The 26,016-nt window shown below is 59.0% G+C and carries 20 protein-coding genes and 1 pseudogene; 12 read left to right on the top strand and 9 right to left on the bottom strand.

Annotated features, from left to right (window positions below; translation table 11 throughout):
* Window position 1: 1 nt before the first annotated feature.
* Both mfd and AACT07_RS08745 read right to left on the bottom strand, forming a co-directional pair.
* Window positions 2-3,469: a transcription-repair coupling factor gene (mfd, locus tag AACT07_RS08740; RefSeq protein ID WP_171902765.1), complete on the bottom strand. Its 3,468-nt coding sequence runs from the start codon at window positions 3,467-3,469 to the stop codon at window positions 2-4.
* Between the two features lie 55 nt (window positions 3,470-3,524).
* A complete protein-coding gene (locus tag AACT07_RS08745; protein WP_005351323.1) occupies window positions 3,525-4,100 on the bottom strand; it encodes a hypothetical protein in 576 nt (191 codons plus the stop codon).
* A gap of 76 nt (window positions 4,101-4,176) precedes the next feature.
* Between AACT07_RS08745 and AACT07_RS08750 the strand changes: the two genes are divergently transcribed.
* The 3 genes from AACT07_RS08750 (at window position 4,177) to lolE (ending at window position 7,440) form a co-directional block, all read left to right on the top strand.
* Window positions 4,177-5,412: a lipoprotein-releasing ABC transporter permease subunit gene (locus tag AACT07_RS08750; protein ID WP_069527268.1), complete on the top strand. Its 1,236-nt coding sequence runs from the start codon at window positions 4,177-4,179 to the stop codon at window positions 5,410-5,412.
* Window positions 5,413-5,500: 88 nt separating this feature from the next.
* A complete protein-coding gene (gene lolD / locus AACT07_RS08755; protein ID WP_005336988.1) occupies window positions 5,501-6,199 on the top strand; it encodes a lipoprotein-releasing ABC transporter ATP-binding protein LolD in 699 nt (232 codons plus the stop codon).
* Window positions 6,199-7,440 (top strand): lipoprotein-releasing ABC transporter permease subunit LolE, encoded by a 1,242-nt coding sequence (gene lolE, locus AACT07_RS08760; RefSeq protein WP_005360064.1) that lies wholly within the window; start codon window positions 6,199-6,201, stop codon window positions 7,438-7,440. Before lolD ends, lolE begins: the two co-directional genes overlap by 1 nt.
* A gap of 87 nt (window positions 7,441-7,527) precedes the next feature.
* Here the strand turns inward: lolE and yfbR are convergent, their stop codons facing one another.
* Entirely contained in the window at window positions 7,528-8,118 is a 591-nt protein-coding gene (gene yfbR / locus AACT07_RS08765; protein ID WP_069527269.1) for a 5'-deoxynucleotidase, read from the bottom strand.
* Window positions 8,119-8,210: 92 nt separating this feature from the next.
* Window positions 8,211-8,645 (bottom strand): YccF domain-containing protein, encoded by a 435-nt coding sequence (locus AACT07_RS08770; RefSeq protein ID WP_005336982.1) that lies wholly within the window; start codon window positions 8,643-8,645, stop codon window positions 8,211-8,213.
* Between the two features lie 441 nt (window positions 8,646-9,086).
* On the opposite strand from AACT07_RS08770, the gene tig reads away from it, so the two are divergent.
* The 6 genes from tig (at window position 9,087) to ppiD (ending at window position 17,525) form a co-directional block, all read left to right on the top strand.
* On the top strand, window positions 9,087-10,397 hold the full coding sequence (gene tig, locus AACT07_RS08775; RefSeq protein ID WP_005345092.1) for a trigger factor: 1,311 nt from the start codon (window positions 9,087-9,089) through the stop codon (window positions 10,395-10,397).
* An 86-nt stretch (window positions 10,398-10,483) separates the two neighbouring features.
* Window positions 10,484-11,107, top strand: coding sequence for an ATP-dependent Clp endopeptidase proteolytic subunit ClpP (clpP, locus tag AACT07_RS08780; protein ID WP_005336979.1), 624 nt, complete (start codon window positions 10,484-10,486; stop codon window positions 11,105-11,107).
* A gap of 70 nt (window positions 11,108-11,177) precedes the next feature.
* On the top strand, window positions 11,178-12,452 hold the full coding sequence (gene clpX, locus AACT07_RS08785; RefSeq protein ID WP_005336977.1) for an ATP-dependent protease ATP-binding subunit ClpX: 1,275 nt from the start codon (window positions 11,178-11,180) through the stop codon (window positions 12,450-12,452).
* 141 nt (window positions 12,453-12,593) lie between these two features.
* Window positions 12,594-14,948 carry an endopeptidase La gene (lon, locus tag AACT07_RS08790; RefSeq protein WP_069527270.1) on the top strand — a complete coding sequence of 785 codons (2,355 nt, stop codon included), beginning with the start codon at window positions 12,594-12,596 and terminating at the stop codon, window positions 14,946-14,948.
* Between the two features lie 240 nt (window positions 14,949-15,188).
* On the top strand, window positions 15,189-15,461 hold the full coding sequence (gene hupB / locus AACT07_RS08795; RefSeq protein WP_005315375.1) for a nucleoid-associated protein HU-beta: 273 nt from the start codon (window positions 15,189-15,191) through the stop codon (window positions 15,459-15,461).
* 150 nt (window positions 15,462-15,611) lie between these two features.
* Entirely contained in the window at window positions 15,612-17,525 is a 1,914-nt protein-coding gene (ppiD, locus tag AACT07_RS08800) for a peptidylprolyl isomerase (RefSeq protein ID WP_069527275.1), read from the top strand.
* Between the two features lie 293 nt (window positions 17,526-17,818).
* On the opposite strand, the gene AACT07_RS08805 is transcribed toward ppiD, so the two are convergent.
* The 5 genes from AACT07_RS08805 to AACT07_RS08825 all read right to left on the bottom strand — a co-directional run bounded on the left by AACT07_RS08805 (window position 17,819) and on the right by AACT07_RS08825 (window position 24,076).
* Complete coding sequence (locus AACT07_RS08805) at window positions 17,819-19,411, bottom strand: ABC-F family ATPase (RefSeq protein ID WP_069527276.1); 1,593 nt, start codon at window positions 19,409-19,411, stop codon at window positions 17,819-17,821.
* A 167-nt stretch (window positions 19,412-19,578) separates the two neighbouring features.
* Window positions 19,579-21,231: a cation acetate symporter gene (locus tag AACT07_RS08810; protein ID WP_069527293.1), complete on the bottom strand. Its 1,653-nt coding sequence runs from the start codon at window positions 21,229-21,231 to the stop codon at window positions 19,579-19,581.
* Window positions 21,232-21,242: 11 nt separating this feature from the next.
* Window positions 21,243-21,554 carry a DUF485 domain-containing protein gene (locus AACT07_RS08815; protein WP_021230594.1) on the bottom strand — a complete coding sequence of 104 codons (312 nt, stop codon included), beginning with the start codon at window positions 21,552-21,554 and terminating at the stop codon, window positions 21,243-21,245.
* A gap of 105 nt (window positions 21,555-21,659) precedes the next feature.
* On the bottom strand, window positions 21,660-22,286 hold the full coding sequence (locus AACT07_RS08820; RefSeq protein ID WP_069527277.1) for a 3'-5' exonuclease: 627 nt from the start codon (window positions 22,284-22,286) through the stop codon (window positions 21,660-21,662).
* A gap of 2 nt (window positions 22,287-22,288) precedes the next feature.
* The gene (locus AACT07_RS08825) at window positions 22,289-24,076 is read right to left on the bottom strand and encodes a putative nucleotidyltransferase substrate binding domain-containing protein (protein WP_069527279.1); all 1,788 of its coding nucleotides are present in this window, start codon (window positions 24,074-24,076) and stop codon (window positions 22,289-22,291) included.
* Window positions 24,077-24,244: 168 nt separating this feature from the next.
* Between AACT07_RS08825 and AACT07_RS08830 the strand changes: the two genes are divergently transcribed.
* The 3 genes and pseudogenes from AACT07_RS08830 (at window position 24,245) to AACT07_RS08840 (ending at window position 25,907) form a co-directional block, all read left to right on the top strand.
* Complete coding sequence (locus AACT07_RS08830; protein WP_069527281.1) at window positions 24,245-25,051, top strand: crotonase/enoyl-CoA hydratase family protein; 807 nt, start codon at window positions 24,245-24,247, stop codon at window positions 25,049-25,051.
* 18 nt (window positions 25,052-25,069) lie between these two features.
* A pseudogene (locus tag AACT07_RS08835) lies at window positions 25,070-25,597 on the top strand (phage portal protein); the annotation flags it as partial.
* 58 nt (window positions 25,598-25,655) lie between these two features.
* A complete protein-coding gene (locus AACT07_RS08840) occupies window positions 25,656-25,907 on the top strand; it encodes an ogr/Delta-like zinc finger family protein (protein ID WP_042067783.1) in 252 nt (83 codons plus the stop codon).
* The last annotated feature ends 109 nt before the right edge of the window (window positions 25,908-26,016 follow it).

Genomic DNA, 26,016 nt, shown 5'->3' on the forward strand with positions numbered 1-26,016 from the left:
CTTAAAGGCTGTTGTTGGCAAGATCTGCCAGCAAACCATCCACTAGCTTGAGGCGCATCGCACGATCCTGGGTCGGCACCTGGAAACGCAGCCGGGTTGGCCCGTCCATCTTGTAGACCCGGGGCTGGCTGGAGAGCAGTTTGACCAGATAGGTCGGATTAACCTTGGTCTCTTGCGTGAAGTCGAGATAGCCGCCACGCTCGCTCATCTCCACCCGGCGAATGCCAAGGGCGGTGGCACGCTGGCGGAAAGCGGCCAGCTCCAGCAGAGTTTTGGTCGCCTCCGGCAAGAGGCCAAAGCGGTCGATCAGTTCCACTTTCAGCTCCCGCAGCTCCTGCTCGTCCGCCGCGCTGGCGATCCGCTTGTACATGGAGAGGCGCATGTTGACGTCCGGAATATAGTCATCCGGCAGAAGTGCAGGCAGGCGCAGTTCTACCTCGGTGTGCTGGCTCATCAGCTGCTCCAGCGATGGCTCCTTGCCATTTTTCAGTGCCTCGACCGCCTGCTCCAGCATCTCCATATAGAGGGTGAAGCCGACCGATTCAATCTGGCCGCTCTGATCGTCGCCGAGCAGTTCGCCTGCGCCACGGATCTCCAGATCGTGGGTCGCCAGCGCAAAACCGGCGCCGAGATCTTCGAGCGAGGCGATCGCCTCCAGCCGCTTGGCCGCATCCTTGGTCATCAGCTTGGGGTGGGGGGTGAGCAGGTAGGCATAGGCCTGATGGTGGGAGCGGCCAACCCGGCCCCGCAGCTGGTGCAGTTGGGCCAGACCGAGATGATCCGCCCGATCCATGATGATGGTGTTGGCGCTCGGCACGTCGATACCGGTCTCGATGATGGTGGTACAAACCAGCAGGTTGAAGCGCTGATGGTAGAAGTCGGACATGATCCGCTCAAGGTCGCGCTCGCGCATCTGGCCGTGGGCGATGCCGATGCGCGCCTCGGGTACCAGCTCCGCCAGATCGGCTGCGCACTTCTCGATGCTCTCGACATCGTTGTGCAGATAGTAAACCTGACCGCCACGCTTCAATTCCCGCAGTACCGCCTCGCGTACCACTGCCGGTTCGTGCTGGCGGACAAAGGTCTTGATGGCGAGCCGCTTGGCGGGCGGAGTGGCGATGATGGAGAGATCCCGCATGCCGGACATCGCCATATTGAGGGTGCGCGGAATGGGGGTGGCGGTGAGAGTGAGGATATCCACATCGGCCCGCAGTGCCTTGATCTTCTCCTTCTGGCGCACCCCGAATCTGTGCTCCTCATCGACGATGAGCAGCCCCAGATCCTTGAAAGTGAGCTCGGAGCCGAGCAGCTTGTGGGTGCCGATGATGATATCCACCTTGCCTTCGGCCAATTCCTTCATCACAGCGCTCTGCTCCTTGGCGGAGCGGAAGCGGCTCAGCACCTCGACCCGCACCGGCCAGTTGGCGAAGCGATCGCGGAAGTTGTCGTAGTGCTGTTGCGCCAGCAGGGTGGTGGGCACCAGCACGGCAACCTGCTTGCCGCCGTGGACGGCCACAAACGCCGCCCGCATCGCCACTTCGGTCTTGCCGAAACCTACGTCGCCACACACCAGTCGGTCCATGCTCTTGGCCTGACACATGTCCCCCAGCACCGCATTGATGGCGTTGAGCTGATCGTCGGTCTCCTCGAACGGGAAGCTGGCGGCAAACTGGCGATAGGCCTCTTTGTCGTGCTTGAAGGCAAAACCGGCGCGAGCGGCGCGATGAGCGTAGACATCCAGCAATTCGGCTGCCACGTCGCGCACCTTCTCCGCCGCCTTGCGCCGCGCCTTGCTCCAGGCTTCACCGCCGAGCTTGTGGCTGGGCGGGTTATCAGAACCGGTGTAGCGGCTGATAAGGTGCAAACTGGTAACCGGCACGAACAGCTTGTCGCCGCCAGCATATTCGAGGGTCAAAAACTCGGTGGGCAGACCACCGGCGTCGATGGTTTCGAGCCCCAGATAGCGGCCGACCCCGTGATCCAGATGGACCACCGGCTGACCCTGAGTCAGCTCGCCGAGGTTGCGAATCACCGCATCGGAGCTCAGGTTCTTGCTCTTCTCTCGCGCCCGCTTGCTGCGCACCTTGCCGCCCAGCAGTTCGGTCTCGGTGATCAGCGCCAATGGATCCTGACCGGCCTCTTGCCACAGGAAGCCACGCTCAAGGGGTGCAACCAGCAGGCCGTGGCGATCCGGGCTCGCCATAAAGGCGTCGAGGGAGGGGAACTCTTTAGGTTGCAGCGAGATACGCGCCAGCAGATCGCCGAGCACCTCCCGTCGCCCTTCGGATTCCACCGCAAACAGGGTGCGCCCGGCAAAGCCTTGCAGGAACTGGTTGAGCGCCAGCAGGGGTTGTTCCTTGCTGTGATCGAGTTGCAGATCCGGCAGCGCCGAGATGGGCAGATCGTGCTGACCTGCATCGCCCGCAGTGGCGGCCTCTTGCAGCCGCACCGCGCCATATTGGCCGAGGGCGGCAAAGAGCTGCTCCACCGGCAGATAGAGCTGGGCCGGGGGTAGCAGGGGGCGGGTGTTGTCCCAGCGTCTGTCTTCATAGCGCTGGCCGATGTCGTTCCAGAAACGTTGGGCGGCGGGGTAGATATCCCCCACGGTGAGCAGCAGGGTATCTTCCGGCAGGTAGTCAAACAGGCTGGCAGTCTGGTTGAAGAAGAGTGGCAGATAATACTCGATGCCGGCGGGCCAACGCCCCTTGCTCACCTCCTGATAGACGGAGCCCTCGGCCCGCGACAGCTCGAACTGCTCGCGGAACTGGCCGCGAAACAGTTCGATGGCCGCCTCGTCGGTGGGGTATTCTCGGGCGGGCAGCAGGCTGACCGTCTTGACCGGTTCGCTGGAGCGCTGGGTTTCGGGATCGAATGGGCGGATGGAGTCCACTTCATCGTCGAAGAAGTCGATGCGATAGGGGCTGCTGCTGCCCATGGGGAAGAGATCGAGCAGGGAGCCGCGGGCGGCAAATTCGCCATGTTCCAGCACCTGATCCACCGCCACGTAACCCGCCTCGGCCAGGCGGCCGCGCAGCTGTTGCAGATTGAGGCGCTGACCGGCCTTCACCATCAGGCTGTATTTGTCGAGATAGACCCGGGGGGCACAGCGCAGCATCAGGGTGGAGATGGGGACAATCAGCACCCCCTTGCTCATCTGCGGCAGCTTGTAGAGAGTCTCGAGCCGTTGGGAGATGATGTCCTGATGGGGAGAGAAGGTGTCGTAGGGCAGGGTCTCCCAATCGGGGAACAGCAATACGGGGGCGGACTGATCGGCTAGCTGCTTGTCTGCCAGCAAATAGTGCAGCTCCTGTTCAAGGCGCAGGGCGCTCGGGGTATCGGCGGTGATAAGCAGTACCGGTCCCTTGGCTTCACTGGTGAGACGGGCTGCAATCAGCGAGAGGCTGCTGCCGACCAGCTGGCCGAGCGTGATCTTTTGGCCCGCTTTGGCGGGCAAGGCGGGGAGTGTCATTGGCATGATTCGATTCTTTTAACGTTGACGTTATCTATCGCGACGTTCGCTATGGTTAGCGCTGACGTTCTTGGGCGCGCAGCTTGAGCTGCTTCGATTGCACGTGGAGGCTGGCACGAACCAGCAGTTCACGGTCATCTTCGCGGATCCGCACATAGTCGAGCTGCACATGGGTGCCATGTTCACCGCCGTCGAGCTGTTTGACCTGGCCATAGCAGTAGATAGCGGCCGCCTCTTCCCGCAGGAAGATCTTGAGGCGGACGATCTGGTGCAGGTGCGGCGCATCCCCGTGATCATGATAGGGGTGCAGGTAGGTGAGTTGGCCAGCCCCGAAGCGCAGGGTGTGAAAGCGTTGCTCCGGATGGTCCTGCAGGGAGAGCACATAGCCCATGATCATGTCGATCTTGCGGGACTGCTGATTGACGATCTCGATCAGATCGTGCATCGACTCGTTCTGGTTGCGCAGCAGGCGGGTGGTCACCAGATCGATGGAGGTAATGGCCGAAGAGATCCGAAAGGGCTCCGGCAGCTCAGCGTCCAGCTCCTCCAGCGAGGGGAGGTGGAAGTCGGCCGGCATGGGGATCACATTGACCGGCGTGGCATGAGTGACGCTGAAGAACTGTTCCTGCATGGAGGCTATCCCTTGTTGTCATGGACGGTTTCCCTTTATTATCCGGTATCTTATTTTGTTGGCAACGTACATATCCTTGAAGACCGGACTTTTTCAGCCCCTTTCGCTGGCCATCGGCCTGCGTTATGCAGGCTCGAAGCGCAGCAATCGCTTCGTCTCATTTATCTCCCTGTTCTCTACCTTTGGCATCGCCATCGGGGTTGCCGCCCTGATGGTGGTCATTTCGGTAATGAACGGTTTCGAAGGGCAGCTCAAAGGGCGCATCCTCGGGGTGATCCCCCATGTGGTGGTGACCAACCAGGCTGGCCGTATTGATGCAGACCCGCAAGGCTTGCCGGATCTGGCCAAATTACCCCATGTGGTCGCCTCGGCCCCCATGCTCGACAGCGAAGGGATGCTGCAAAGCCCAGGCCAGCTGACCGGGGTGAGCGTGCAGGGGATTGACCCTGCGCAGTGGCCCAAGGATGACATCCTCCATAGCCAGATGCTGGGGGGACGCCTCGATACCCTGCAGGCCGGCCACTACCGCATCGTGCTGGGGCAGGGGGTCGCACGCCGCCTCAATGTCTCCATCGGCGATCAGGTTCGTTTGATCCTGACCGAGGGGACCCGCTTCACCCCGTTTGGCCGGGTACCGGCCCAGCGCCTCTTTACCGTCTCCGGTATCTTCGGGGTCGGCGCCGATGTGGATAACCAGATTGCGCTGATCGCCCTGGGGGATGCCCAGCGGCTGCTGCGCCTGCCGCCAGAAACCGTCGGTGGCATTCGCCTCTGGCTCGATGATCCCTTTGCCGCTGACGAGGTGATCAAGACACCGTTGCCGGATGGGCTGCTGTGGCAGGATTGGCGCCGCGAGCGGGGCGAGCTGTTCCAGGCGGTCGCCATGGAAAAACGGATGATGGGGCTGATGCTGGTGCTGATCATCGCCGTCGCCACCTTCAACATCCTCTCTGCGCTGGTGATGGTGGTGACGGACAAGGAGGGCGAAGTGGCCATCCTGCGCACCATGGGTATGAGTGAATCGGGGATCGTCAAAATCTTCATGGTGCTTGGTGCCTCCAGCGGGGTGATTGGTGCCCTGTTTGGCGGGCTGGCTGGCCTTGCGCTCTCTTTGGGTCTCAACCCTCTGCTCAATGCGGTGGGGCTCAACCTCTATATGGCGGCGGGCGGCAGTGGCCTGCCGGTCATCGTCGAACCGGCTCAGGTCATCACCATCTTGCTGGGCGCCGTGCTGCTGAGCTTCAGTGCCACCCTCTATCCGGCGGCCCGCGCTGCGCGGGTGAAACCGGCCGAGGCGCTGCGTTATGAGTAATGCCGTGAATAATACATCTTCTGTTGTGACTGGTGCCCCCGTAGTTGCGGGTGCCAGCGTTGTTACCGAGGCAAGTGGAGCCCCTGTTATGAATGAAGCCGTATCCCGTGAACCTCTGCTGCGCTGCCAGGCGCTCAACCATGTCTATAAAGAGGGGGAGCTGGAGACTCAGGTGCTCAAGGGGATCGATCTCTGTGTCGCACCCGGCGAAATGCTGGCAGTCGTGGGGAGCTCAGGCTCTGGCAAGACCACTCTGTTGCACCTGATGGGGGCCCTCGACAACCCCTCCAGCGGTGCCGTACTGTTCAAGGGGGAGGATATCCACCATTGGGACAGCCGCACCCAGGCTCGCTTTCGCAACCGTGAGCTGGGCTTTGTCTATCAGTTCCATCACCTGCTCTCCGAGTTCAGTGCGCTGGAAAATGCGGCCATGCCGCTGCTGATCGCCGGTGAGTCGGTGGCGGTTGCCACCGAAAAGGCGACCAAAATGTTGGGGCGGGTGGGGCTCTCCCATCGCTTGAACCACCGTCCCTCCGAGCTCTCCGGTGGTGAACGCCAACGGGTGGCGATCGCCCGGGCGCTGGTCAACGAACCGAGTCTGGTGCTGGCGGACGAGCCGACCGGTAACCTGGATCACGCCAGTGCCACCGCAGTGTATGAACTGCTGTGTGAACTGAATCGTGAACTGGGCACCGCCTTTGTGGTGGTGACTCACGACTTGAGCCTGGCGGCCAAGCTCCATCGCCGGGTGACCCTGGTGAGTGGCGTGATGGCGGAGGTTGCCTGATGTTCAAACCGCTGCCCCTCTTTCTGGGCCTGCGTTACAGCCGCTCCCGCCGTCGCAACGGGTTTATCGCCTTTATCTCAGCCTCTTCCCTGATCGGTATCGCCCTCGGGGTGATGGCGCTGATCCTGGGCCTCTCCGCCATGAACGGTTTCGAGCGGGAGCTCAAAGACAGGGTGCTTTCCGTGGTGCCACAAGGTGAGCTGGACGCCGTCGAGCGGCCGTTGCCGGATTGGCCCCGTCTGCGTGACTACCTGCTGGCCCAACCGGGCGTCGAGGCCGCTGCGCCGGTCATTCGCCTCAATGGCCTGCTGGAGCATGGCTCCGCCCTCAAGGGGGTGCAACTGCGCGCGGTATTGCCGGAGCTGGAAGCCAATTTGTCGGATGCGGGCAAATACATGACGGGCCGCGGCCTGCGTGAGCTGCAACCGGGTGAGCGTGGGGTGATCCTTGGCAAGACCATTGCCGACAAACTGGGCGTCAAGGTGGGTGACACTCTTGGTTTGTTGTTGCCACAAGGGGGTGATCAGACCGGGATCAAGAATCCCCGGCGCGAAGCCCTGACCGTGGTGGGGCTGCTGGAGATCGGCGGTCAGCTCGACGGGTTGCTCGGCTTTATGCATCTGGCCGATGCGCAAGCGATCACTGGTATGGGCAGCGATGTGGAGGGCTTCAGCCTGCGGGTGAGCGATGTGCTCAAGGCGCAATCCATCACCGTAGCCGCGGCGCAGCAGTTCCCTCATCATGTTTACATCCGCAGCTGGATGAACAGCCAGGGCTACCTCTATCAGGACATCCAGATGGTGCGTACCGTCATGTATGTGGTGATGCTGATGGTGGTGGCCGTCGCCTGTTTCAACATCGTCTCCACTCTGGTGATGGCGGTGAACGAGAAGCGCAGCGAGATCGCCATCCTGAAGACCATGGGGGCGAGCCCCGGCCAGATCCGGCTTACCTTCGTCATTCAGGGCATGGTCAACGGCGTGGCCGGTGCGCTGCTTGGCGCCCTGCTGGGCGGGCTGCTTTCGAGCAAGCTGACCCAGATCCTGAGCGTTGTCGAAAAGCTCATCGGTCACCGCTTCCTCAATCCGGATATCTACTTTATCGACTTTTTGCCTACCGAGTTGCATATGCAGGATCTGCTCATCGTGACGGGCGCCGCCATCCTGATGAGCCTGGTGGCTACCCTCTATCCCGCCTGGCGGGCGAGCGGTCTGGTACCGTCCCGCGAGCTGGGTCACTGATGGGTTGCATCTAATGCGCCATAAATAACGAAGGGCCCGTCGGTGAAAACCGGCGGGCCCTTCTGTTTTCAGGTCGCGTGGACTGGCTTAGTGAGCGTTAAGCTCATCGAGCGGCAGAGAGAAGCTGGCCACAAAGGTGTCGATAAAGTAGCGCATCTCCTCGCTCATCCGGGCTGCCAGCATGGCTTCAAGGCGCTTGCGAGCCGGTTCGAACTCCCGGTTGCCCGCGTTGATCTCCTCCAGACACTTGGTATAGGCGCAGAGGGTGTCGGCATCCTTGACCAGTCTGGCCAGCTCGTCATCCTGGGCTGCCGAATCGAGCAGGGGGCGAAAGTCATCGATCAGTTCTGGCGGCAGCATGTCAAGCAGACGCTGCTCGGCGGCCAGCTCTATCTTCTTGTACTCGCGGGCGATCTCGGGATTGAAGTATTTGACCGGGGTGGGCAGATCGCCGGTCAGCACCTCGCTGCTATCGTGGTAGAGGGCCATCACGGCGGCGCGGTCGGCATTCACGCTGCCGCCAAACAGCCGGTTTTTGATGATGCCGAGGGCATGGGTCACCATGGCCACCTGCAGGCTGTGCTCGGCGATGTTTTCCGGCTGGATGTTGCGCATCAGGGGCCAGCGGTAGATGAGTTTCATGCGGGCGAGATTGGCGAAAAAGTGGCTGGGTAACATGACGGCCTCAACAAAAGAGAATAGAAAAGGGCAGACCCTAGTCTGCCCTTTTTTTCGTTGCAGGGCAGCGTCTGCCCGCGCATTTCCCGCAGTTAGCGGATATAGCGGCCCGATTCCGCCTCCTGATTGGTCACAATCATCTGGCCGATAGGCGCCAGACTGATGAGTGCCAGCTTGAGGTGCTGGATACCGAACGGAATACCGATAATGGTCACGAAGCAGGCCAGCGCTGAAGCGATGTGGCCGATGGCCAGCCAGACACCGATCAGCACGAACCAGAGGATGTTGCCAATCAGCCCCAGAGTGCCGGTGCCTATATCACTCTGGCCGGTCATGGTCTTGCGATTGACCGCCTGCTTGCCAAACGGGAAGAAGGTAAAGGTGCCGATGACGAAGCAGGCACGTCCCCAGGGGATGCCGACCAGCGAGATAAAGCAGACAAGACCGGCCAGCCACCAGGCCAGGCCCATAAAGACACCTCCCAGTACAAACCAGAGCAGATTGAACAAGAAGCGGAAAAAGGCCATGTGAGTGACTCCAGATCATCAATTTGGTTGTCACCATAACGAGGGAGGGGTAGGGACGCAATGGTTGATTGGCTCAATCGCCATTTGGCTGGTCAAATTGAGTCGCCGCCCGCAACGGTGGGCTGTTTTTCGGCGAAAGATGGGTAATAAAGCGGCGTTCGGATGAAAAAAGGTGAGCAAACGCAAAATTATTGCCATCGGATAGTTGAAGTCGGGCACCTCTCTCCCCATATAAAGGGCAGTTTTGCACGAATTGTGCTTGCACGCCGCTCAATGTGGGGGATGTGTGGCTCGACTCGACCAAAGTGCGCCGCTATAATGCCGCGTCATATTTTCTCATCACAAAGACATATCGTTGTCTTTATAAACAGGAAGACTCCGGGCTTTGCCTAGGGGTAATAAAGGGTCAGCACACAGTGCTGAGTTGAACGAGGTAGAAGAATGCAAGTTTCTGTAGAGACAACCCAGGGTCTGGAACGCCGTCTTACCATCACTGTACCGGCCGCTACCGTAGACGCCGCTGTGCGTAAAGAATTGAATGGCCTGGCCAAAACTCGTCGCATCGACGGTTTCCGTCCTGGCAAGGCTCCGGTTGCCATCATCAAGAAGATGTTCGGCGCCATGGCTCACGCCCGCGTTGCTGATGAAATGATGCAGAGCAACTTCATCAAAGCCATCATCGAAAACAAATTGAGCCCGGCCGGTGCCCCGACCATGGATCCGAAAGAGATCAAAGAAGGTCAGGATTTCGAATTCACCGCCACTTTCGAAGTGTATCCGGAGTTCGAAGTTGCAGGTCTTGAGACCATCAAGGTCGAGAAGCCGGTTGCGACCGTGAAGGATGAAGATCTGGCCAACATGATCGACACCCTGCGCAAGCAGCACGCTACCTGGGCTGATGCCGATGTTGCCGCTGCCAATGGCATGCGTGTGACCATGGACTTCGTCGGTTCCATCGACGGTGAAGAGTTCGACGGCGGCAAAGCTGAAGGCTTCAACCTGGTGCTGGGCGCTGGCCGCATGATCCCGGGCTTCGAAGACGCCATCCTGGGCAAGAAAGCGGGCGACGAGTTCACCATCGAAGTGACCTTCCCGGCTGATTACCACGCTGAAAACCTGAAAGGCAAAGAAGCCAAGTTCGCTTCCAAGCTGATCAAGGTTGAAGAGCAGATCCTGCCTGAGCTGACCGAAGAGTTCGTGAAGCGTTTTGGTATCGAGAGCGGTTCTGTTGAAGAGCTGAAAGCCGAAGTGCGCAAGAACATGGAGCGCGAACTGGCTCAAGCCCTGAAAAACAGCGTGAAAGAGCAGGTTCTGAACGGTCTGGTTGAAGCCAACCAAATCGACCTGCCGAAAGCTGCCGTTGCTCAAGAGATCGACGCACTGCGTCAGCAGGCTCTGCAGCGTTTCGGTGGCTTCCAGGGCGGCAACGCTCCCGAGCTGCCGGCTGAACTGTTCCAGGCTCAAGCCGAGCGTCGTGTACGCGTAGGCCTGCTGCTGGGTGACGTGATCCGTACCAACGAGATCAAGGCTGACGATGCCCGTGTAAACAGCATCATCGAGTCCATGGCGACTGCCTACGAAGATCCGAAAGAAGTGATCGAGTACTACCAGAAGAACGAGCAGATGCTGAACGGCGTTCGTAACCTGGCAGTAGAAGATCAAGCCATCGACCTGATCCTGTCCAAAGCGCAAGTGACCGAAAAAGAAGTTGCCTTTGACGAAGTGATCAACAAGTCCGGCGCCGCTGCCTAAGAACATTTGACTTAAGGTCAAGACTGTTAAGTATAATGGCTCGTGTGATCTCCACTCGGGCCATTTTATTTTAGGGACAATGCCTTATGTACAAGAACTATAACGATATGACCGATTCTCCCAGCAATGCGCTGGTCCCCATCGTGGTCGAACAGACTGCCAAGGGTGAACGTTCCTACGATATTTACTCCCGTCTGCTGAAAGAGCGGGTGATCTTCCTGACTGGTCAGGTTGAAGATCACATGGCCAATCTGGTGGTTGCCCAGCTGCTGTTCCTCGAGTCCGAGAATCCGGACAAGGACATCTATATTTACATCAACTCGCCGGGTGGTTCGGTGACTGCGGGCATGTCCATCTATGACACCATGCAGTTCATCAAGCCGGATGTCAGCACCGTCTGCATGGGGCAGGCCTGCTCCATGGGTGCCTTCCTGCTGGCTGGTGGCGCCAAGGGCAAGCGTTTCTGCCTGCCTAACGCCCGCGTGATGATCCACCAGCCACTGGGTGGCTTCCAGGGTCAGGCATCTGATATCCAGATCCACGCCCAGGAGATCCTGAAGATCAAAAATACCCTGAACGAGCGCCTGGCGTTCCACACCGGTCAGGACATGGCTACTATCGAGCGTGACACCGATCGTGACAACTTCATGTCCGCCGAGCAGGCCGTGGCCTATGGTCTGGTAGACGGTGTCCTGAGCCAGCGTAGCTGAGCAGGGTGTCCCGGTCTGTTGTAAACTCAACAGGCCGATCCATCCTCTATTGATAAAACGAGGTTGCTGAATGACAGAAAAACGCAAGGGTGAGGGTGATAAGCTGCTCTACTGCTCTTTTTGCGGCAAAAGCCAGCATGAAGTGCGCAAGCTGATCGCTGGCCCTTCCGTCTACATATGTGATGAGTGTGTCGAGCTGTGCAACGACATCATCCGCGAAGAGATCCGCGAGATCTCGCCCAAGCGCGATGGTAACGAGCTGCCGACCCCTCATCAGATCCGCGCTCATCTCGATGACTATGTGATCGGGCAGGAGTACGCCAAGAAGGTGTTGGCTGTAGCCGTCTACAACCACTACAAGCGTCTGCGCAACAGCGGCGAAAACAGTGGTGTTGAGCTCGGCAAATCCAACATCCTGTTGATTGGCCCGACCGGTAGCGGTAAAACCCTGCTGGCCGAGACCCTGGCTCGTCTGCTGGATGTGCCGTTTACCATGGCCGATGCGACCACCCTGACCGAAGCCGGTTATGTGGGCGAGGACGTGGAGAACATCATCCAGAAGCTGCTGCAAAAGTGCGACTACGACGTAGAGAAGGCCCAGCGTGGCATCGTCTACATCGACGAGATCGACAAGATCTCCCGCAAGTCGGACAACCCCTCCATCACCCGCGACGTGTCCGGGGAAGGGGTACAGCAGGCACTGCTCAAGCTGATCGAAGGGACCATTGCTTCCGTACCACCGCAAGGCGGTCGCAAGCACCCGCAGCAGGAGTTCTTGCAGGTTGATACCTCCAAGATCCTCTTCATCTGTGGCGGTGCTTTTGCCGGTCTGGACAAGGTGATCGAGCAGCGTTCCGTGAAGGGAACCGGTATCGGTTTTGGCGCCGAGGTGAAATCCAAGGATGCCAAGGCCACCCTGAGCGAAACCTTCGCCAAGGTGGAGCCGGAAGATCTGATCAAATATGGTCTGATCCCCGAGTTCATCGGCCGTCTGCCGGTGGTCGCGACCCTGACCGAGCTGGACGAGTCTGCCCTTATCCAGATCCTGAAAGAGCCGAAAAACGCGCTGACCAAACAGTACGCTGCGTTGTTCGATCTGGAAGGGGTTGAGCTGGAGTTTCGTGACGACGCACTCAACGCCATTGCCCGCAAGGCGATGGAGCGTAAAACCGGTGCTCGTGGTCTGCGTTCTATCGTGGAAGCCGTGCTGCTGGATACCATGTATGACCTGCCTTCTCTGGAAGGGGTCAGCAAGGTGGTGATCGACGAGACCGTGATCAAAGGGGACTCCGCGCCCTTGATGATTTACGAAAATCCCGAAACTCAGGCTGCTGCATCAGAGTAAATGTCTGATTTTTAATCAAATGGAAGGGGCTTTTTGCCCCTTTCATGCTTTTTACGGTTTCGGCGATTGAATCTCATCTCAGCGCCCCCATATACTCAGCCAAGCGCTTTGCCAACGGTATAACAAGCCGAGAGGACATATATGAACCTAGAGCGTTCAGAACGCATCGAGATTCCCGTCCTGCCTCTTCGTGACGTGGTGGTTTATCCCCACATGGTCATTCCACTCTTTGTGGGGCGGGAAAAATCCATTCGCTGTCTGGAAGCGGCCATGGAGCAGGACAAGAAAGTTCTGCTGGTGGCCCAGAAGGATGCGTCAACCGATGAGCCAACGGTGGAGGAGATCTTCACCGTCGGGACAGTGGCTAATATTCTGCAGATGCTCAAGCTGCCGGACGGCACCGTCAAGGTGCTGGTAGAGGGGGGGCAGCGTGCCCGCCTGGAGCGGATGATCGACGACAAGGATTTCTTTGTCTGCGAGGCCCAGTACATTCCCTCCCAAGCCATTGAGGAGAAGGATCAGGAAGTGCTGGTTCGCTCCGCCATCGGCCAGTTTGAAGGCTATATCAAGCTCAACAAGAAGATCCCGCCCGAGGTACTGACCTCGATCTCGGCGATCGACGATGCTGCGCGTCTGGCTGACACCATGGCGGCCCACATGCCGCTCAAGCTGGAAGACAAGCAGAAGGTGCTGGAGATCGTCTCGGTCTCCGAGCGCATCGAATTCCTGATGGCGATGATGGAGTCGGAAATTGACCTGCTGCAGGTTGAGAAGCGCATCCGTACTCGCGTCAAGAAGCAGATGGAAAAGAGCCAGCGCGAGTATTACCTCAACGAGCAGATGAAGGCCATCCAGAAAGAGCTGGGTGAGCTGGAAGATAGCCCGGATGAGTTTGAAGCCCTCAATCGCAAGATTGAAGAGGCTGGCATGCCGGAAGATGCCCGTGAAAAGGCCCAGGCCGAGCTTGCCAAGCTGAAGATGATGTCTCCTATGTCCGCCGAGGCTACCGTGGTTCGCAGCTATGTGGACTGGATGGTACAGGTGCCCTGGAAGGCGCGCTCCAAGGTCAAAAAAGACCTTGGCAAGGCGCAAGAGGTGCTGGATGCCGATCACTATGGCCTCGAGAAGGTCAAGGATCGCATCCTCGAATATCTGGCGGTACAGGCACGGGTGAACAAGCTCAAGGGCCCCATCCTCTGTCTGGTTGGGCCTCCCGGTGTGGGCAAGACCTCGCTGGGCCAATCCATCGCCAAGGCGACAGGCCGCAAATATGTGCGGATGGCCCTCGGTGGGGTGCGTGACGAAGCGGAGATCCGCGGTCACCGCCGTACCTATATCGGTTCCATGCCTGGCAAGCTCATCCAGAAGATGGCGAAAGTCGGTGTGAAGAACCCGCTGTTCCTGCTCGACGAGATCGACAAGATGAGCTCGGACATGCGCGGCGATCCCGCATCCGCCTTGCTGGAAGTGCTTGATCCGGAACAGAACAACAGCTTCAACGATCACTACCTGGAAGTGGATTATGACCTGTCGGACGTGATGTTCGTGGCCACCTCCAACTCCATGAACATCCCGGGTCCGTTGCTGGACCGTATGGAAGTGATCCGTCTCTCCGGTTACACCGAAGATGAGAAGCTCAACATTGCCAAGCAGCATCTGGTTGCCAAGCAGATCCAGCGCAACGGCCTGAAAGAGTCCGAGATCACCATCGAAGATTCTGCCCTGGTCGGAGTGATCCGCTACTACACCCGCGAGGCGGGGGTGCGGAGTCTGGAGCGCGAGATCTCCAAGATTTGTCGCAAGGCGGTCAAGCGCATCCTGCTGGACAAGAGCATCAAGCATGTTCAGATCAATCAGGAGAACCTCAAGGAGTTCCTCGGGGTGCAGCGTTTCGATTACGGCAAGGCCACCGACCAGAATCAAGTGGGTCAGGTGTGTGGTCTGGCGTGGACCGAAGTGGGGGGCGATCTGCTCACCATCGAGACCACCAACATGCCGGGCAAGGGCAAGCTCACTTATACCGGTTCTCTCGGTGACGTGATGCAGGAGTCCATCCAGGCGGCCATGACAGTCGTACGGGCCCGTGCCGAGAAGCTGCGCATCAACGCCGACTTCTACGAGAAGCGCGATATACACGTGCACGTACCGGAAGGGGCAACCCCGAAAGATGGTCCGAGCGCCGGTATCGCCATGTGTACCGCCCTGGTCTCCAGCTTGACCGGTAATCCGGTTCGTGCTGATGTGGCGATGACAGGGGAGATCACCTTGCGCGGCGAAGTGCTGCCCATCGGTGGTCTCAAGGAGAAGTTGCTGGCAGCCCACCGTGGCGGCATCAAGCGAGTGCTTATTCCGAAAGAGAACGAGCGTGACCTTGAGGAGATCCCGGCAAACGTCAAACAAGACCTTGAAATTTATCCGGTTCGCTGGATTGACGAGGTGCTGGAATTGGCGTTGCAGGACAATCCACAGGGGTTTGAGCGCGTTTCTGTCGTGTAAATGTTGATGCGCCGCAAATTTGGCGCATTCGGCGGGTGGTTAAGGCTTGCATGCGCCCGATAACGGAAGTAGCCTTGACCACCGATCGGGTACTCGTGATGAGTCGCAATGCGTTGTGTGGCGCGGGTTTGCGCCAGATTGTCACTTGCAACTGATCAGGAGGCTTGCTATAAAACCTCCACTTGTTGTGGCCAGGGAAATCAGCGCCGCAGCGGTGTTTGATAAAAGGGGAATATAAGAGTGAATAAATCTCAACTGATTGACAAGATTGCAGACGGTGCCGATATCTCCAAAGCTGCCGCTGGCCGTGCGTTGGATGCCTTCATTGATGCTGTTGGTGAAGCGCTGAAAGAGGGTGACCAGGTTGCTCTGGTTGGTTTCGGTACTTTCGCTGTACGCGAGCGTGCTGCCCGTTCAGGCCGTAACCCGCAGACTGGCGCGACCATCGAAATCGCTGCTGGTAAAGTTCCTGCCTTCAAAGCCGGTAAGGCTCTGAAAGACGCTGTTAACTAAGTCGGTCGCTGATATCCGTCGGCTACCGTCCTTGGTCGCAGACCAGACAAGTTAGAGAGTCTTCTCTCATACTGATTGACCAAGGCGCATCGCAATCGGTGCGCCTTTTTATTGTTTACGCCCATCGAGTTCGGGAGCATAAGTACAAACATGATGTTGGATAAACTACGCGAAGGGGCGCAGGGCAAGGTAGCCAAGGTTATCTTGGGCCTGATCATCCTCTCCTTTGCCTTGGCTGGTGTAGGTAGTTACCTGAACGGCCCGGCCCGTACCGCCCCCGCCACCGTCAATGGCACCGAGATCAGTGCTGCGGCACTGGAAAATGCCTACCGTAACGAGCGCGCCCGCATGGAATCCCAGATGGGAGAGGCATTCAGCCAGCTGGCCGCGAACCCCGATTACATGAAACAGTTCCGTCGCGGTGTGCTGGATCGCCTGATCGATCAGGCGCTGCTGGACAGCAAGGCCCGTGAACTGGGTCTGCGTATCAGTGACGAACAGATCAAGCAAGCCATCGTGGCCATGCCGGAGTTTGCCGAGAATGGCAAGTTCAACAATGACCGCTATCTGCAGCTGATCCGTCGTGCCGGCATGACTCCTGAAATGTTCCGTGACTCCCTGCGTCAGGACATGGTGCGTCAACAGTTGATGAGCGCCCTGCTGGGCACCGAATTCTCCCTCAAGGGCGAAGCGGAGCAGCTCGACAAGCTCTACAACCAGACTCGCGATCTGCGTCTGGTGCGTCTGGCTGCTGCAAACTACATGGCTGACGTTCAGGTCTCCGACAACGAGCTCGAGCAGTACTACAAGACCAATGGCGCCCGTTTCATGAACGACGAGCAGGTCAAGGTCGACTATCTGCTGCTGGACGCTGCCAACCTCGCCAAGGATATCAAGGTCACCGAGCAGGATGCCCAGGATTACTACGATCAGCACCAGGATCTGTTCCAGCGTGCCGAGCGTCGCCACGTGGCTCACATCCTGATCCCGTTTGGCAAGGACGAGAAAGCGGCCGAGCAGAAAGCCGAAGCCGTGCTGGCCAAAGCCAAGGCGGGTGATGATTTCGCTGCGCTGGCCAAGGCTGACTCTTCCGATACCTTCTCTGCCAAAAAAGGCGGCGAGCTGGACTGGTTCGAGAAAGGGGTGATGGATCCGGCCTTCGAGAAAGCCGCGTTCGCCCTGAACAAGGCTGGCGATCTCTCCACCGTGGTGAAGAGCCCGTTCGGTTTCCACATCATCAAGCTGCTGGGGGTTGAAGCAGCCCAGACCAAGCCGTTTGCCGATGTGAAAGAAGAGACCATCACTCGTCTGCAAGCTGACAAGGCCAAGGAGAAGTTCTTCGCCGAGCAGCAGAAAATGGCTGACAACAGCTTCGAAAACCCGGACTCGCTGGATCTGACCGCTGATGCCATGGGGATGAAGGTTCAATCTTCCGATTTCTTCACCCAAGCGAATGCTCCGGCTCCGCTGAACGATCCCAAGGTGCTCTCCGTGGCGTTCTCCGAACAGCTGCGCGATGACAACACCAACTCCGACGTGATCGAGCTGGCTGACGGCAAGGCGCTGGTGCTGCACATCACTGGTCACAAGCCCAAAGCGGTCAAGCCGCTGGCCGAGGTGAAAGAGCAGGTGATTGCCGCCATCAAGCATGACAAGGCTAGCGAAGTGGCCCGTGGCAAGGCCCAGGGCCTGCTGGACAAGCTGAAAGTTGGTGAGAGCATCACCGCCGATCTGACTGCACTCGGTCTGAAAGTGGAGACGCACAAAGGGGTTGCCCGCTTCGATCGCGAGCTGGATCAGAACCTGATTGCCCAGGCGTTCACACTGCCCCATCCGATCGACGGCAAGCCGAGCGTGGCTCTGGTTGCCGAGACCAATGGTGACCGCGTTGTGGTTGCGCTGGACAAGGTCAACGTCCCTGCCGCCGCGTCCGGTATGGCTGCCATGCTGCAAGCTCAGCTGGGTCAGGGCAAAGCCCAGGTGGATTACAAGTCTCTGATCGACGAGCTGCGCAAAGCGGCCAAGATCGAGTACTTCACCAGTGTGGAAGCGACCGTCGAGTAATCGGCACTGCGCAACCCATTGAAAACGGCTCCTTGATGGAGCCGTTTTTTTATCTGTGGGAAAAGAGGGGGATACTCAAGCTCTGCTCTCTGCTCTCTGCTCTCTGCTCTCTGCTCTCTGCACTCTGCACTCTGCACTCTGCACTCTGCTCTCTGCTCTCTGCTCTCTGCTCTCTGCTCTGTGGCGTGTATTCACTCCGCGGTTATACGCCATCTCAGTCGACTAAAAACGGGATATAAAAAAACCGGCACCTGAGTGCCGGTTTTGCATTGCGCACTTGCGCAGGTGTGGGGTTATACCACGCCCTGGGTGCGCAGGTAATCCTCGTAGGTGCCGCCGAAGTCGCGGATACCATCTTCGGTCAGTTCCAGGATACGGGTCGCCAGAGATGAGACGAACTCGCGGTCGTGGGAGACGAAGATCAGGGTCCCCTGGTAGAGCTCCAGTGCCATGTTCAAGGATTCGATAGATTCCATGTCCAGGTGGTTGGTCGGCTCATCCATGATCAGGATATTGGGGCGCTGCATCATCAGCTTGCCGAACAGCATACGACCCTGTTCACCACCGGAGAGCACCTTGACCGGCTTCTTGATGTCGTCCTGGGAGAAGAGCAGACGACCCAATACGGAGCGCACAGCCTGCTCGTCTTCGTTATCCTGTTTCCACTGGGCCATCCAGTCGAACACGTTGAGGTCGGTATCGAAATCTTCGGCGTGATCCTGAGCGTAGTAACCGATCTGGGCGTTCTCGGACCACTTGATGGTGCCGGTATCCGGTGCCAGTGCGCCGACCAGGGTCTTGATCAGAGTGGATTTACCGATACCGTTGGTACCCAGAATGGCGACCTTCTCGCCCACTTCCATCATCATGTTGAGGCCCTTGAACAGGGGACCGTCGCCATAACCCTTGGATACACCTTCCACTTCCAGGATGTTGCGATAGAGCTTTTTGTCCTGCTCGAAGCGGATGAATGGGTTCTGGCGGCTGGAGACCTTGACGTCCTCAATCTTGATCTTGTCGATCTGCTTGAGACGGGAGGTCGCCTGACGGGACTTGGAGGCGTTGGCGCTGAAACGGGAGACGAAGGATTGCAGATCGGCGATCTGGGCCTTCTTCTTGGCGTTGTCGGCCAGCAGACGCTCGCGCGCCTGGGTGGCGGCCAGCATGTAGTCGTCGTAGTTGCCCGGGTAAACGCGCAGCTCGCCGTAGTCCAGATCCGCCATGTGGGTACAGACAGAGTTCAGGAAGTGACGGTCGTGAGAGATGATGATCATGGTGCTTTCACGTTCGTTGAGCACCTGCTCCAGCCAGCGAATGGTGTTGATATCCAGGTTGTTGGTCGGTTCGTCCAGCAGCAGGATGTCAGGGTTGGAGAACAGCGCCTGTGCCAGCAGCACCCGCAGTTTCCAGCCTGGGGCCACTTCACTCATCGGGCCGTTGTGCTGCTCGAGCGGAATGCCGACACCCAGCAGCAGCTCGCCTGCGCGCGCTTCGGCGGTGTAGCCGTCATACTCGGCAACCAGACCTTCCAGCTCGGCGGCCTTCATATAGTCTTCGTCGGTGGCTTCGAGGTTGGCGTAGATGGCATCGCGCTCGGCGATAGCCGCCCACAGCTCGGTGTGACCCATCATGACCACATCCAGTACGCGCATATCTTCGTAGGCGAACTGATCCTGACGCAGCTTACCGATGCGCTCGTTGACGTCCAGGCTCACATTACCGCCAGTGGGCTCCAGATCACCACCGAGGATCTTCATAAAGGTGGACTTGCCACAGCCGTTGGCGCCGATAAGGCCATAGCGGTTGCCGCCGCCAAACTTGACGTTGATGTTCTCAAACAGCGGCTTGGCGCCGAACTGCATGGTGATGTTGTTGCTACTTAACAAGGTATGTGTCCCGATTGGTCTGTCAAATGGCGCGCATTATGGCACAGATCCCCCGAAAGTTTTAGCTAGAAGTGTGATCTTGATCGGGGCAAGCGGGGCGTGCAGCCGATTGATGGGCAATAAAAAAAGCCGGCATGAAGCCGGCTTGGAAGTATGAACTTGATCTGTTAGTGGGAGGTGGCACCAGAGGCACCCAGCCCAGTCTGGGAGCGAACGAACTGCGGCATGAACTTGGCATGCTCGTCGGCGGCGTTCTGGGAGCTGTCGGTGATGGAGAAGAACCAGATCCCGATGAAGGCCAAACCCATTGAGAAGAGGGCTGGGTATTCGTAGGGGAAGATGGCCTGGGCATGGCCCAGCACTTTCACCCACACGGTCGGGCCCAGGATCATCAGGGTCACTGCGCTCACCAGCCCCAGCCAGCCACCGTAGACGGCGCCACGGGTGGTCAGGCGTGACCAGAACATGGAGAGGAACAGCACCGGGAAGTTGCAGCTGGCGGCGATGGAGAAGGCCAGACCCACCATGAAGGCGATGTTCTGCTTCTCGAACAGGATCCCCAGACCAATGGCAACCACACCCAGCACCAGAGTCGTCATCTTGGAGACACGCAGTTCATCGGTCTCGTTAGCCTTGCCCTTCTTCAACACGCTGGCATAGAGGTCATGGGAGACCGCAGAGGCACCGGCCAGGGTCAATCCGGCAACCACCGCCAGAATGGTGGCAAACGCCACGGCGGAGATGAAGCCTAGGAACAGGCTGCCACCCACAGCATCAGCCAGGTGGACGGCTGCCATGTTGGTGCCGCCCAGCAGGGCGCCGGTGGCGTCCTTGAAGGCCGGGTTGGTGCTCACCAGCAGGATGGCGCCAAAGCCGATGATGAAGGTGAGGATGTAGAAGTAGCCGATAAAGCCGGTGGCGTAGAACACCGATTTACGCGCCTCTTTGGCGTCACTCACGGTGAAGAAACGCATCAGGATATGGGGGAGACCGGCGGTACCGAACATCAATGCCAGACCGAGCGAGATGGCGGAGATGGGGTCAGCAACCAGGCCACCCGGGCTCATGATGGCGATCCCTTTCTCGTGCACCTTGACTGCTTCGCTAAACAGGGCACCGATATCGAAGTTGACCGATTTCATGACCATGATGGCCATGAAGCTGGCACCGGAGAGCAGCATCACTGCCTTGATGATCTGCACCCAGGTAGTGGCCAGCATGCCGCCAAACAGCACGTAGAGCACCATCAGGATACCGACCAGCACCACGGCCACATGGTATTGCAGGCCAAACAGCAGCTCGATCAGCTTGCCGGCACCGACCATCTGGGCGATCAGGTAGAGGGCGACCACCACCAGCGAACCACAGGCGGAGAGGGTACGTACCTCAGTTTGCTTGAGACGGTAGGAGGCGACATCGGCAAAGGTATATTTGCCAAGGTTGCGCAGCCGCTCGGCGATCAGGAACAGAATGATGGGCCAGCCCACCAGAAAACCGATGGAGTAAATCAGGCCATCGTAGCCGGAGGTGTAGACCAGCGCGGAGATCCCGAGGAAGGAGGCGGCGGACATATAGTCACCGGCGATGGCCAGACCGTTCTGGAAACCGGTGATACGGCCACCGGCGGCATAGTAGTCAGAAGCCGAGCGGTTGCGCTTGGAGGCCCAGTAGGTGATGAACAGGGTAGCGGCCACAAAGACCACGAACATCACGATGGCCGACACATTGAGGGGTTGGCGTTGTACCTCGCCGGTCAGCGCATCCGCTGCCAGCAGGGGGGAGGAGGCCAGTGAGGCCAACAGCAGCCACTTGCCTTTCATGCTTTTTGCGCTCATGGCTGCACTCCCTTGAGGATTTTCTGATTCAGCTCGTCAAACTCGCCGTTGGCCCGAAACACATAGATGCCGGTCAACACGAAGGAGGAGAGGATGAGGCCTACCCCGACCGGAATGCCACGGGTGACGGTGGTGCTGTCGCTGAGCGGGGTGCCGAGCCAACCGGGGGCAAAGGCGATGAGCAGAATAAACGCCAGGTAGAGTCCCAGCATCAGAGCCGAGAGGGCCCAGGCAAAACGCTGGCGCTTGGCGACCAGCTCCTGGAAGTTGGGATCTTGCTGGATCCTCAGATAGCTTTGCTGTTCCATTGCAGTTCTCCATGACATGAGTGTCAGCGGTGGATGGGGTAACCCCGACGAGCAGGCAATCTGCTCATGTAAGCAAAATGTGAATTAAATGTTATTTCTCGACAATTAGACTTTGGGATAAGCCAGTGGCGAGCCGCAGGTCAGGCGCAGGTAGATGAGCGCGGCCGTGGTGGCATCGGCAAGGGCATCGTGGGCGGGCAGGGATGGCAGTTCAAGGTGGCTACAGATGGCACTCAAGTGGAGGTCAATGGCCGCATCGGGATAGCGGCGATAGAGGTGGTCGTGATAGAGCTGGCTCACCTCGAGCCCTCGCTGGGGCAGGGTCAATGCCCACAATTTCTGGCAGGCAAGATTGAGAATGCGCAGGTCGTAGGCGATGTGATAGCCCACCAGTTCGCGCGGGCCGATATAGTCGAGTAGCAGGCGCAGCGCGGCTTCCAGCTTCATCCCCTGTTGCAGATCCTGATGGCGCAGACCGTGGATCACCACCGATTGGCTGGTCAGGCTGGCCGGTGGCTGTACCTTGATGGCGAAGGCCTCGCCGGTCAGCAGCCGGTTACCCTGAATGCGCACCGCCCCGATGGAGACGATCTCGGCCTGCTCGGGATCGAGACTGGTGGTCTCGAAATCGAGGGCGATCCGTTCATCTTTCGGTGGGGTGGCAAAGAGCGGCGCGAACTCGCCAGTTCGGAACGCGCGGCCATACCAGTAGCGTCGAACGCAGCTCAACATGGCTATTGTCTCAGACGAAAGTGCAAGGTGAGCCACTGCTGGAACTTCTTCACCTGATGCAGCGCCTGACGCAACAGATCCCGCTCGCTGTGGCTGAGCTCGCTTGTCTGCACCCGACTATTACCCCCCTTGAGCTGGCTGCGCAGCCTAAGCCGGATAAAGAGCCGGAACGCCTCCGCCAGATTGCTGCCATAGTCGGCACTGAGCCGATCGGCGGCCACCAGCGCATCGATACGCCCCAGGGTTGAAGTCTCCAGAATGCCTGCCTCAAGGGCCAGCATGCGGATGCCGTGCACCAGCGGGAACAGGCCGCCCCGCTTCAGATCCAGCCCTTCCGGTGGCTGCTCCAGCCGGCCAAACAGGGTGAGGGGGGCATGGAAGGCTACTGCCGGTCGCACCATCTCCGCCAGCAGATCCCGTCTGTCGGCCAACTGCTCGCGCAGCGCTCTGGCAACCGGCAGATGGAGCTGTCGATCCCCCGCGATGGGGTGAGCATCGGCCAGGGTGGCGAGCCAGAGCAGCTCATCCTCTTTTGCCGTGGTGCAGGCGCTGGCAATGGCGCTTTGCCACTCGCTGCCTGTTTTCACCCAGGCCGGATTGTTCACCATCACCTGCCCGGGGCACAGCGGGTAGCCGAGGTGTTCCAGCAGGGCGCTGAATTCGGCCAGATCGGCTGCCTGGATGGGCCATGTCAGCCCCTCTGACAGGATCAGGGCGTTGTCCTGATCGGTTTTGAGGATCTGCTCGCCACGCCCCTCCGAGCCCAGCATCAGCAGGCAAACCTTATCCTGCACCTCGGGGGGGATCACCAGCGCAAAGGCTTTGGCGATCAGCTGCTCGTTGATGGTGGCGATGAGCTTCATCAAAAAGGCGGTGTGGATCCCCTGGGCAAACAACGATCGGGTCAGTTGTTGCTGTTCGCGGGCCACCGCCTCCAGTGCCGGCAGGCTGTCGGCACGGGCGATGCGTAGGGTCAGCACATGGGAGTGGGTCGAGAAGAGCCCCAGCACCTGAGTCAGTTGCAGGATCCCCGCCACCTCGTTGCCACGCCATACCACCAGTCGCTTGATGCGATGGCGGGTCATCAGCAGCAGGGCATCAAACAGATAGCTCTCCAGCGGCAGACCAATCAGAGGAGTAGGGGTCAGCACCGAGAGGGGGGCCGTAAGCGGCAATCCCTTGAGGGTCAGGGCGTGGAGCAAGGTCTTGCGGGTTGCCAGCGTGAGGGAGCCGTCGTGGGCCGGGTAGAGCAGGCAATCGGTTCCCTTGCTCACCATGGCTTCGGTCGCCGCCAGCAGTGACAGCTTGCTGTCGACGATAAGCGGTGCCTGCAGGTGGCCGGGTTCGATGCGGGTCAGGATAAATTCCGCCAGATTCTTCTGACCCAGTTGTTCGCGCTGCTCTTGCTGGCGCTGACGCTCGGCCAGATTGGCGGTGAAGTAGCTGGCAAACTGCGGATCCTGCTCACAGAGCGAAAGAAAGGTGTGGCGAGGAATGAGCTGACAGAGGCTATCTTCCAGCGCGGTGAAGTGGTGGCGGCAGCGGCCATCAAACTGGGCGCGCACATCGAACAGGTCATCGACCCCGTAATCACCAAACTGGTGGTGAGGGGCCGACTCTTCCACCGCCCCCTTGATGATGAGATAGAGGCCGGGAGGCTCGTCCCCCTCTTTTAGCAGCAGATCCCCGGCCCGAAAATAGCAGAGCGAGAGGTGACGGGAGAGCCGCTCGCGCGCCTCCTCGCCCAGTCGGTCGAACGGTGGTCTGGCAAAATTGAACAGGGTTGACATGACAGCGTCCTCTGCTGGCTTGCGGCACTCATGCAGCTCCCAGTGTGACAAAGGGAGGGGGAGGCGACCAGCCGACTTTAGTCTCAGCTGTACCGCCTGTTCACACTCTGATAACGTGGTGGTATGACCAGTGAGTCAGTTTCAAGGATCAAGGAGAGGACAAGGGAGATGGAAAAACCAAGGGTTAAGTGCGAGATCCACGACGGGATTGCCGAAGTGATGCTGACGCGGGGGGATAAACTCAATGCGCTGGACCGCGCTATGTTCAGCGCCATCGACGAGACGCTGACGCAGCTCGCCCGGCACAAGGGGCTGCGGGCGGTGATCCTGCACGGCGAGGGGCGGGCCTTCTGCGCCGGGCTGGATGTGAAATCCATGCTGAGACAGCCGGTAGCGGCGCTCGATATTCTCAAGCGCGAGGCGGACGAGGCGACCAATCTGGCCCAGCGGGTTGCCTATGGCTGGCACCATCTGCCGGTGCCGGTGATTGCGGTGACACAGGGAGTCTGTTTTGGCGGTGGTCTGCAGATTGCGCTCGGGGCCGATTTTCGCTTCAGCACCCCCGATTGCCGCTTCTCGGTGATGGAGATCAAGTGGGGCATCATCCCCGATATGAGCGGTAGCGTCACCATGCGCAACCTGATGGGAGTGGATACTGCCATGGAGCTGGCCATGAGCGGGCGCGAGCTGGATGCCGTCGAGGCTAAATCTCTCGGGATGGTGAGCCGAGTCTGCGCCGACCCGCTGGTGGAGGCGCGCGAGTTTGCCCGCACCCTTATCACCAAGTCGCCCGATGCACTGGCGGGGATCAAGCAGCTCTACAGCCAGGCCTGGGCTCGTAGTGACGAGGCGATACTGAAGGAAGAGACCCGGTTGCAAAAGCAGATCCTGGGTCGACCCAATCAGTGGCGAGCCACCCTTAACAGCCTGTTTCGCTGGCGGCTGCCCTTCGGGCCGCGCCGTAATCCGCTCTGACAGCGAGCTGCACGAGCGATCTACGGTATGCCCGACTACTTGGGTGGCTTGCAGTCGGCGCTGCTCAACCAGGATGCCACCCTGTTTCGGCGCAAATACTTCCTCAACGGCGCCCACATGGGCTTCATCTTCTACGCCACCGACCCGAACATGGACGACGACACCGAGGAGGAGATGAAGGAGATGATCGCGAGCAGCAAGGGAGTAGGGAACTTCCGCTCCATGTTCGTCAACATCCCGGATGGCAAGCCTGATGGCATCAAGCTTATTCCGGTGGGGGACATCGCCACCAAGGACGAGTTTGCGGCCATCAAGGGGATCACCGCTCAGGACGTATTGACCTCTCACCGTTTTCCGGCGGCGTTGGCCGGTATTATTCCGACCAATGGTGGGGGAGGGCTCGGGGACCCCGAGAAGTACGATGCGACCTATGCCCGCAACGAGGTGTTGCCACTGTGCGAGCTAATCCAGGAGGCCATCAACAGCGCGGGACTCCCTCGCTCCCTTTGGGTCGATTTTCGGGAAAATATCGGTTCAACTGTATAAACAAACAGTGTTCGCTGTGGCAAGATAGGCTGTTGATTTGGATAGAAAAGGGGGCGTAATGCGGGTTTATTGCAAAGTGTGTGGCCAGCGGGGCCGCATTACCAAGACCAACCGACTGAGCGATGATGTCTCGGATCTCTACTGCCAGTGCACCGATGCAGAGTGTGGCCACAGCTGGGTGGCCACCTTGTCGTTCGCCCACACCCTAAGCCCCTCGGCCAAGACTACTAACCAGTTGGTGCTCAGCCTGATGGGTTCACTCACGCCAGAGGGGCGGCAGTTGGTCCTCAAAGGACTGGGGGCGCAATAGCGCCTCCAGTTGTTTTCCCGCCCTTATATATTAGGGGGGTCCTCAGGAATTTCTTCTGCTTCAGTCGCTATTGTCTACCCTCTTTTCTCTTCGTTTGCTCACAAGGCTG

It is taken from the genome of Aeromonas sp. ANP5, from assembly GCF_963870295.1.
Classification (GTDB): domain Bacteria; phylum Pseudomonadota; class Gammaproteobacteria; order Enterobacterales; family Aeromonadaceae; genus Aeromonas; species Aeromonas veronii.

Excerpts from the sequence above, each read along its gene's own strand:
- mfd (WP_171902765.1), bottom strand. The coding sequence starts at position 3,469 with ATGACACTCCCCGCCTTGCCCGCCAAAGCGGGCCAAAAGATCACGCTC.
- AACT07_RS08745 (WP_005351323.1), bottom strand. The coding sequence starts at position 4,100 with ATGCAGGAACAGTTCTTCAGCGTCACTCATGCCACGCCGGTCAATGTG.
- lolD (WP_005336988.1), top strand. The coding sequence starts at position 5,501 with ATGAATGAAGCCGTATCCCGTGAACCTCTGCTGCGCTGCCAGGCGCTC.
- lolE (WP_005360064.1), top strand. The coding sequence starts at position 6,199 with ATGTTCAAACCGCTGCCCCTCTTTCTGGGCCTGCGTTACAGCCGCTCC.
- yfbR (WP_069527269.1), bottom strand. The coding sequence starts at position 8,118 with ATGTTACCCAGCCACTTTTTCGCCAATCTCGCCCGCATGAAACTCATC.
- AACT07_RS08770 (WP_005336982.1), bottom strand. The coding sequence starts at position 8,645 with ATGGCCTTTTTCCGCTTCTTGTTCAATCTGCTCTGGTTTGTACTGGGA.
- tig (WP_005345092.1), top strand. The coding sequence starts at position 9,087 with ATGCAAGTTTCTGTAGAGACAACCCAGGGTCTGGAACGCCGTCTTACC.
- clpP (WP_005336979.1), top strand. The coding sequence starts at position 10,484 with ATGTACAAGAACTATAACGATATGACCGATTCTCCCAGCAATGCGCTG.
- clpX (WP_005336977.1), top strand. The coding sequence starts at position 11,178 with ATGACAGAAAAACGCAAGGGTGAGGGTGATAAGCTGCTCTACTGCTCT.
- lon (WP_069527270.1), top strand. The coding sequence starts at position 12,594 with ATGAACCTAGAGCGTTCAGAACGCATCGAGATTCCCGTCCTGCCTCTT.
- ppiD (WP_069527275.1), top strand. The coding sequence starts at position 15,612 with ATGATGTTGGATAAACTACGCGAAGGGGCGCAGGGCAAGGTAGCCAAG.
- AACT07_RS08810 (WP_069527293.1), bottom strand. The coding sequence starts at position 21,231 with ATGAAAGGCAAGTGGCTGCTGTTGGCCTCACTGGCCTCCTCCCCCCTG.
- AACT07_RS08815 (WP_021230594.1), bottom strand. The coding sequence starts at position 21,554 with ATGGAACAGCAAAGCTATCTGAGGATCCAGCAAGATCCCAACTTCCAG.
- AACT07_RS08820 (WP_069527277.1), bottom strand. The coding sequence starts at position 22,286 with ATGTTGAGCTGCGTTCGACGCTACTGGTATGGCCGCGCGTTCCGAACT.
- AACT07_RS08825 (WP_069527279.1), bottom strand. The coding sequence starts at position 24,076 with ATGTCAACCCTGTTCAATTTTGCCAGACCACCGTTCGACCGACTGGGC.
- AACT07_RS08830 (WP_069527281.1), top strand. The coding sequence starts at position 24,245 with ATGGAAAAACCAAGGGTTAAGTGCGAGATCCACGACGGGATTGCCGAA.
- AACT07_RS08840 (WP_042067783.1), top strand. The coding sequence starts at position 25,656 with ATGCGGGTTTATTGCAAAGTGTGTGGCCAGCGGGGCCGCATTACCAAG.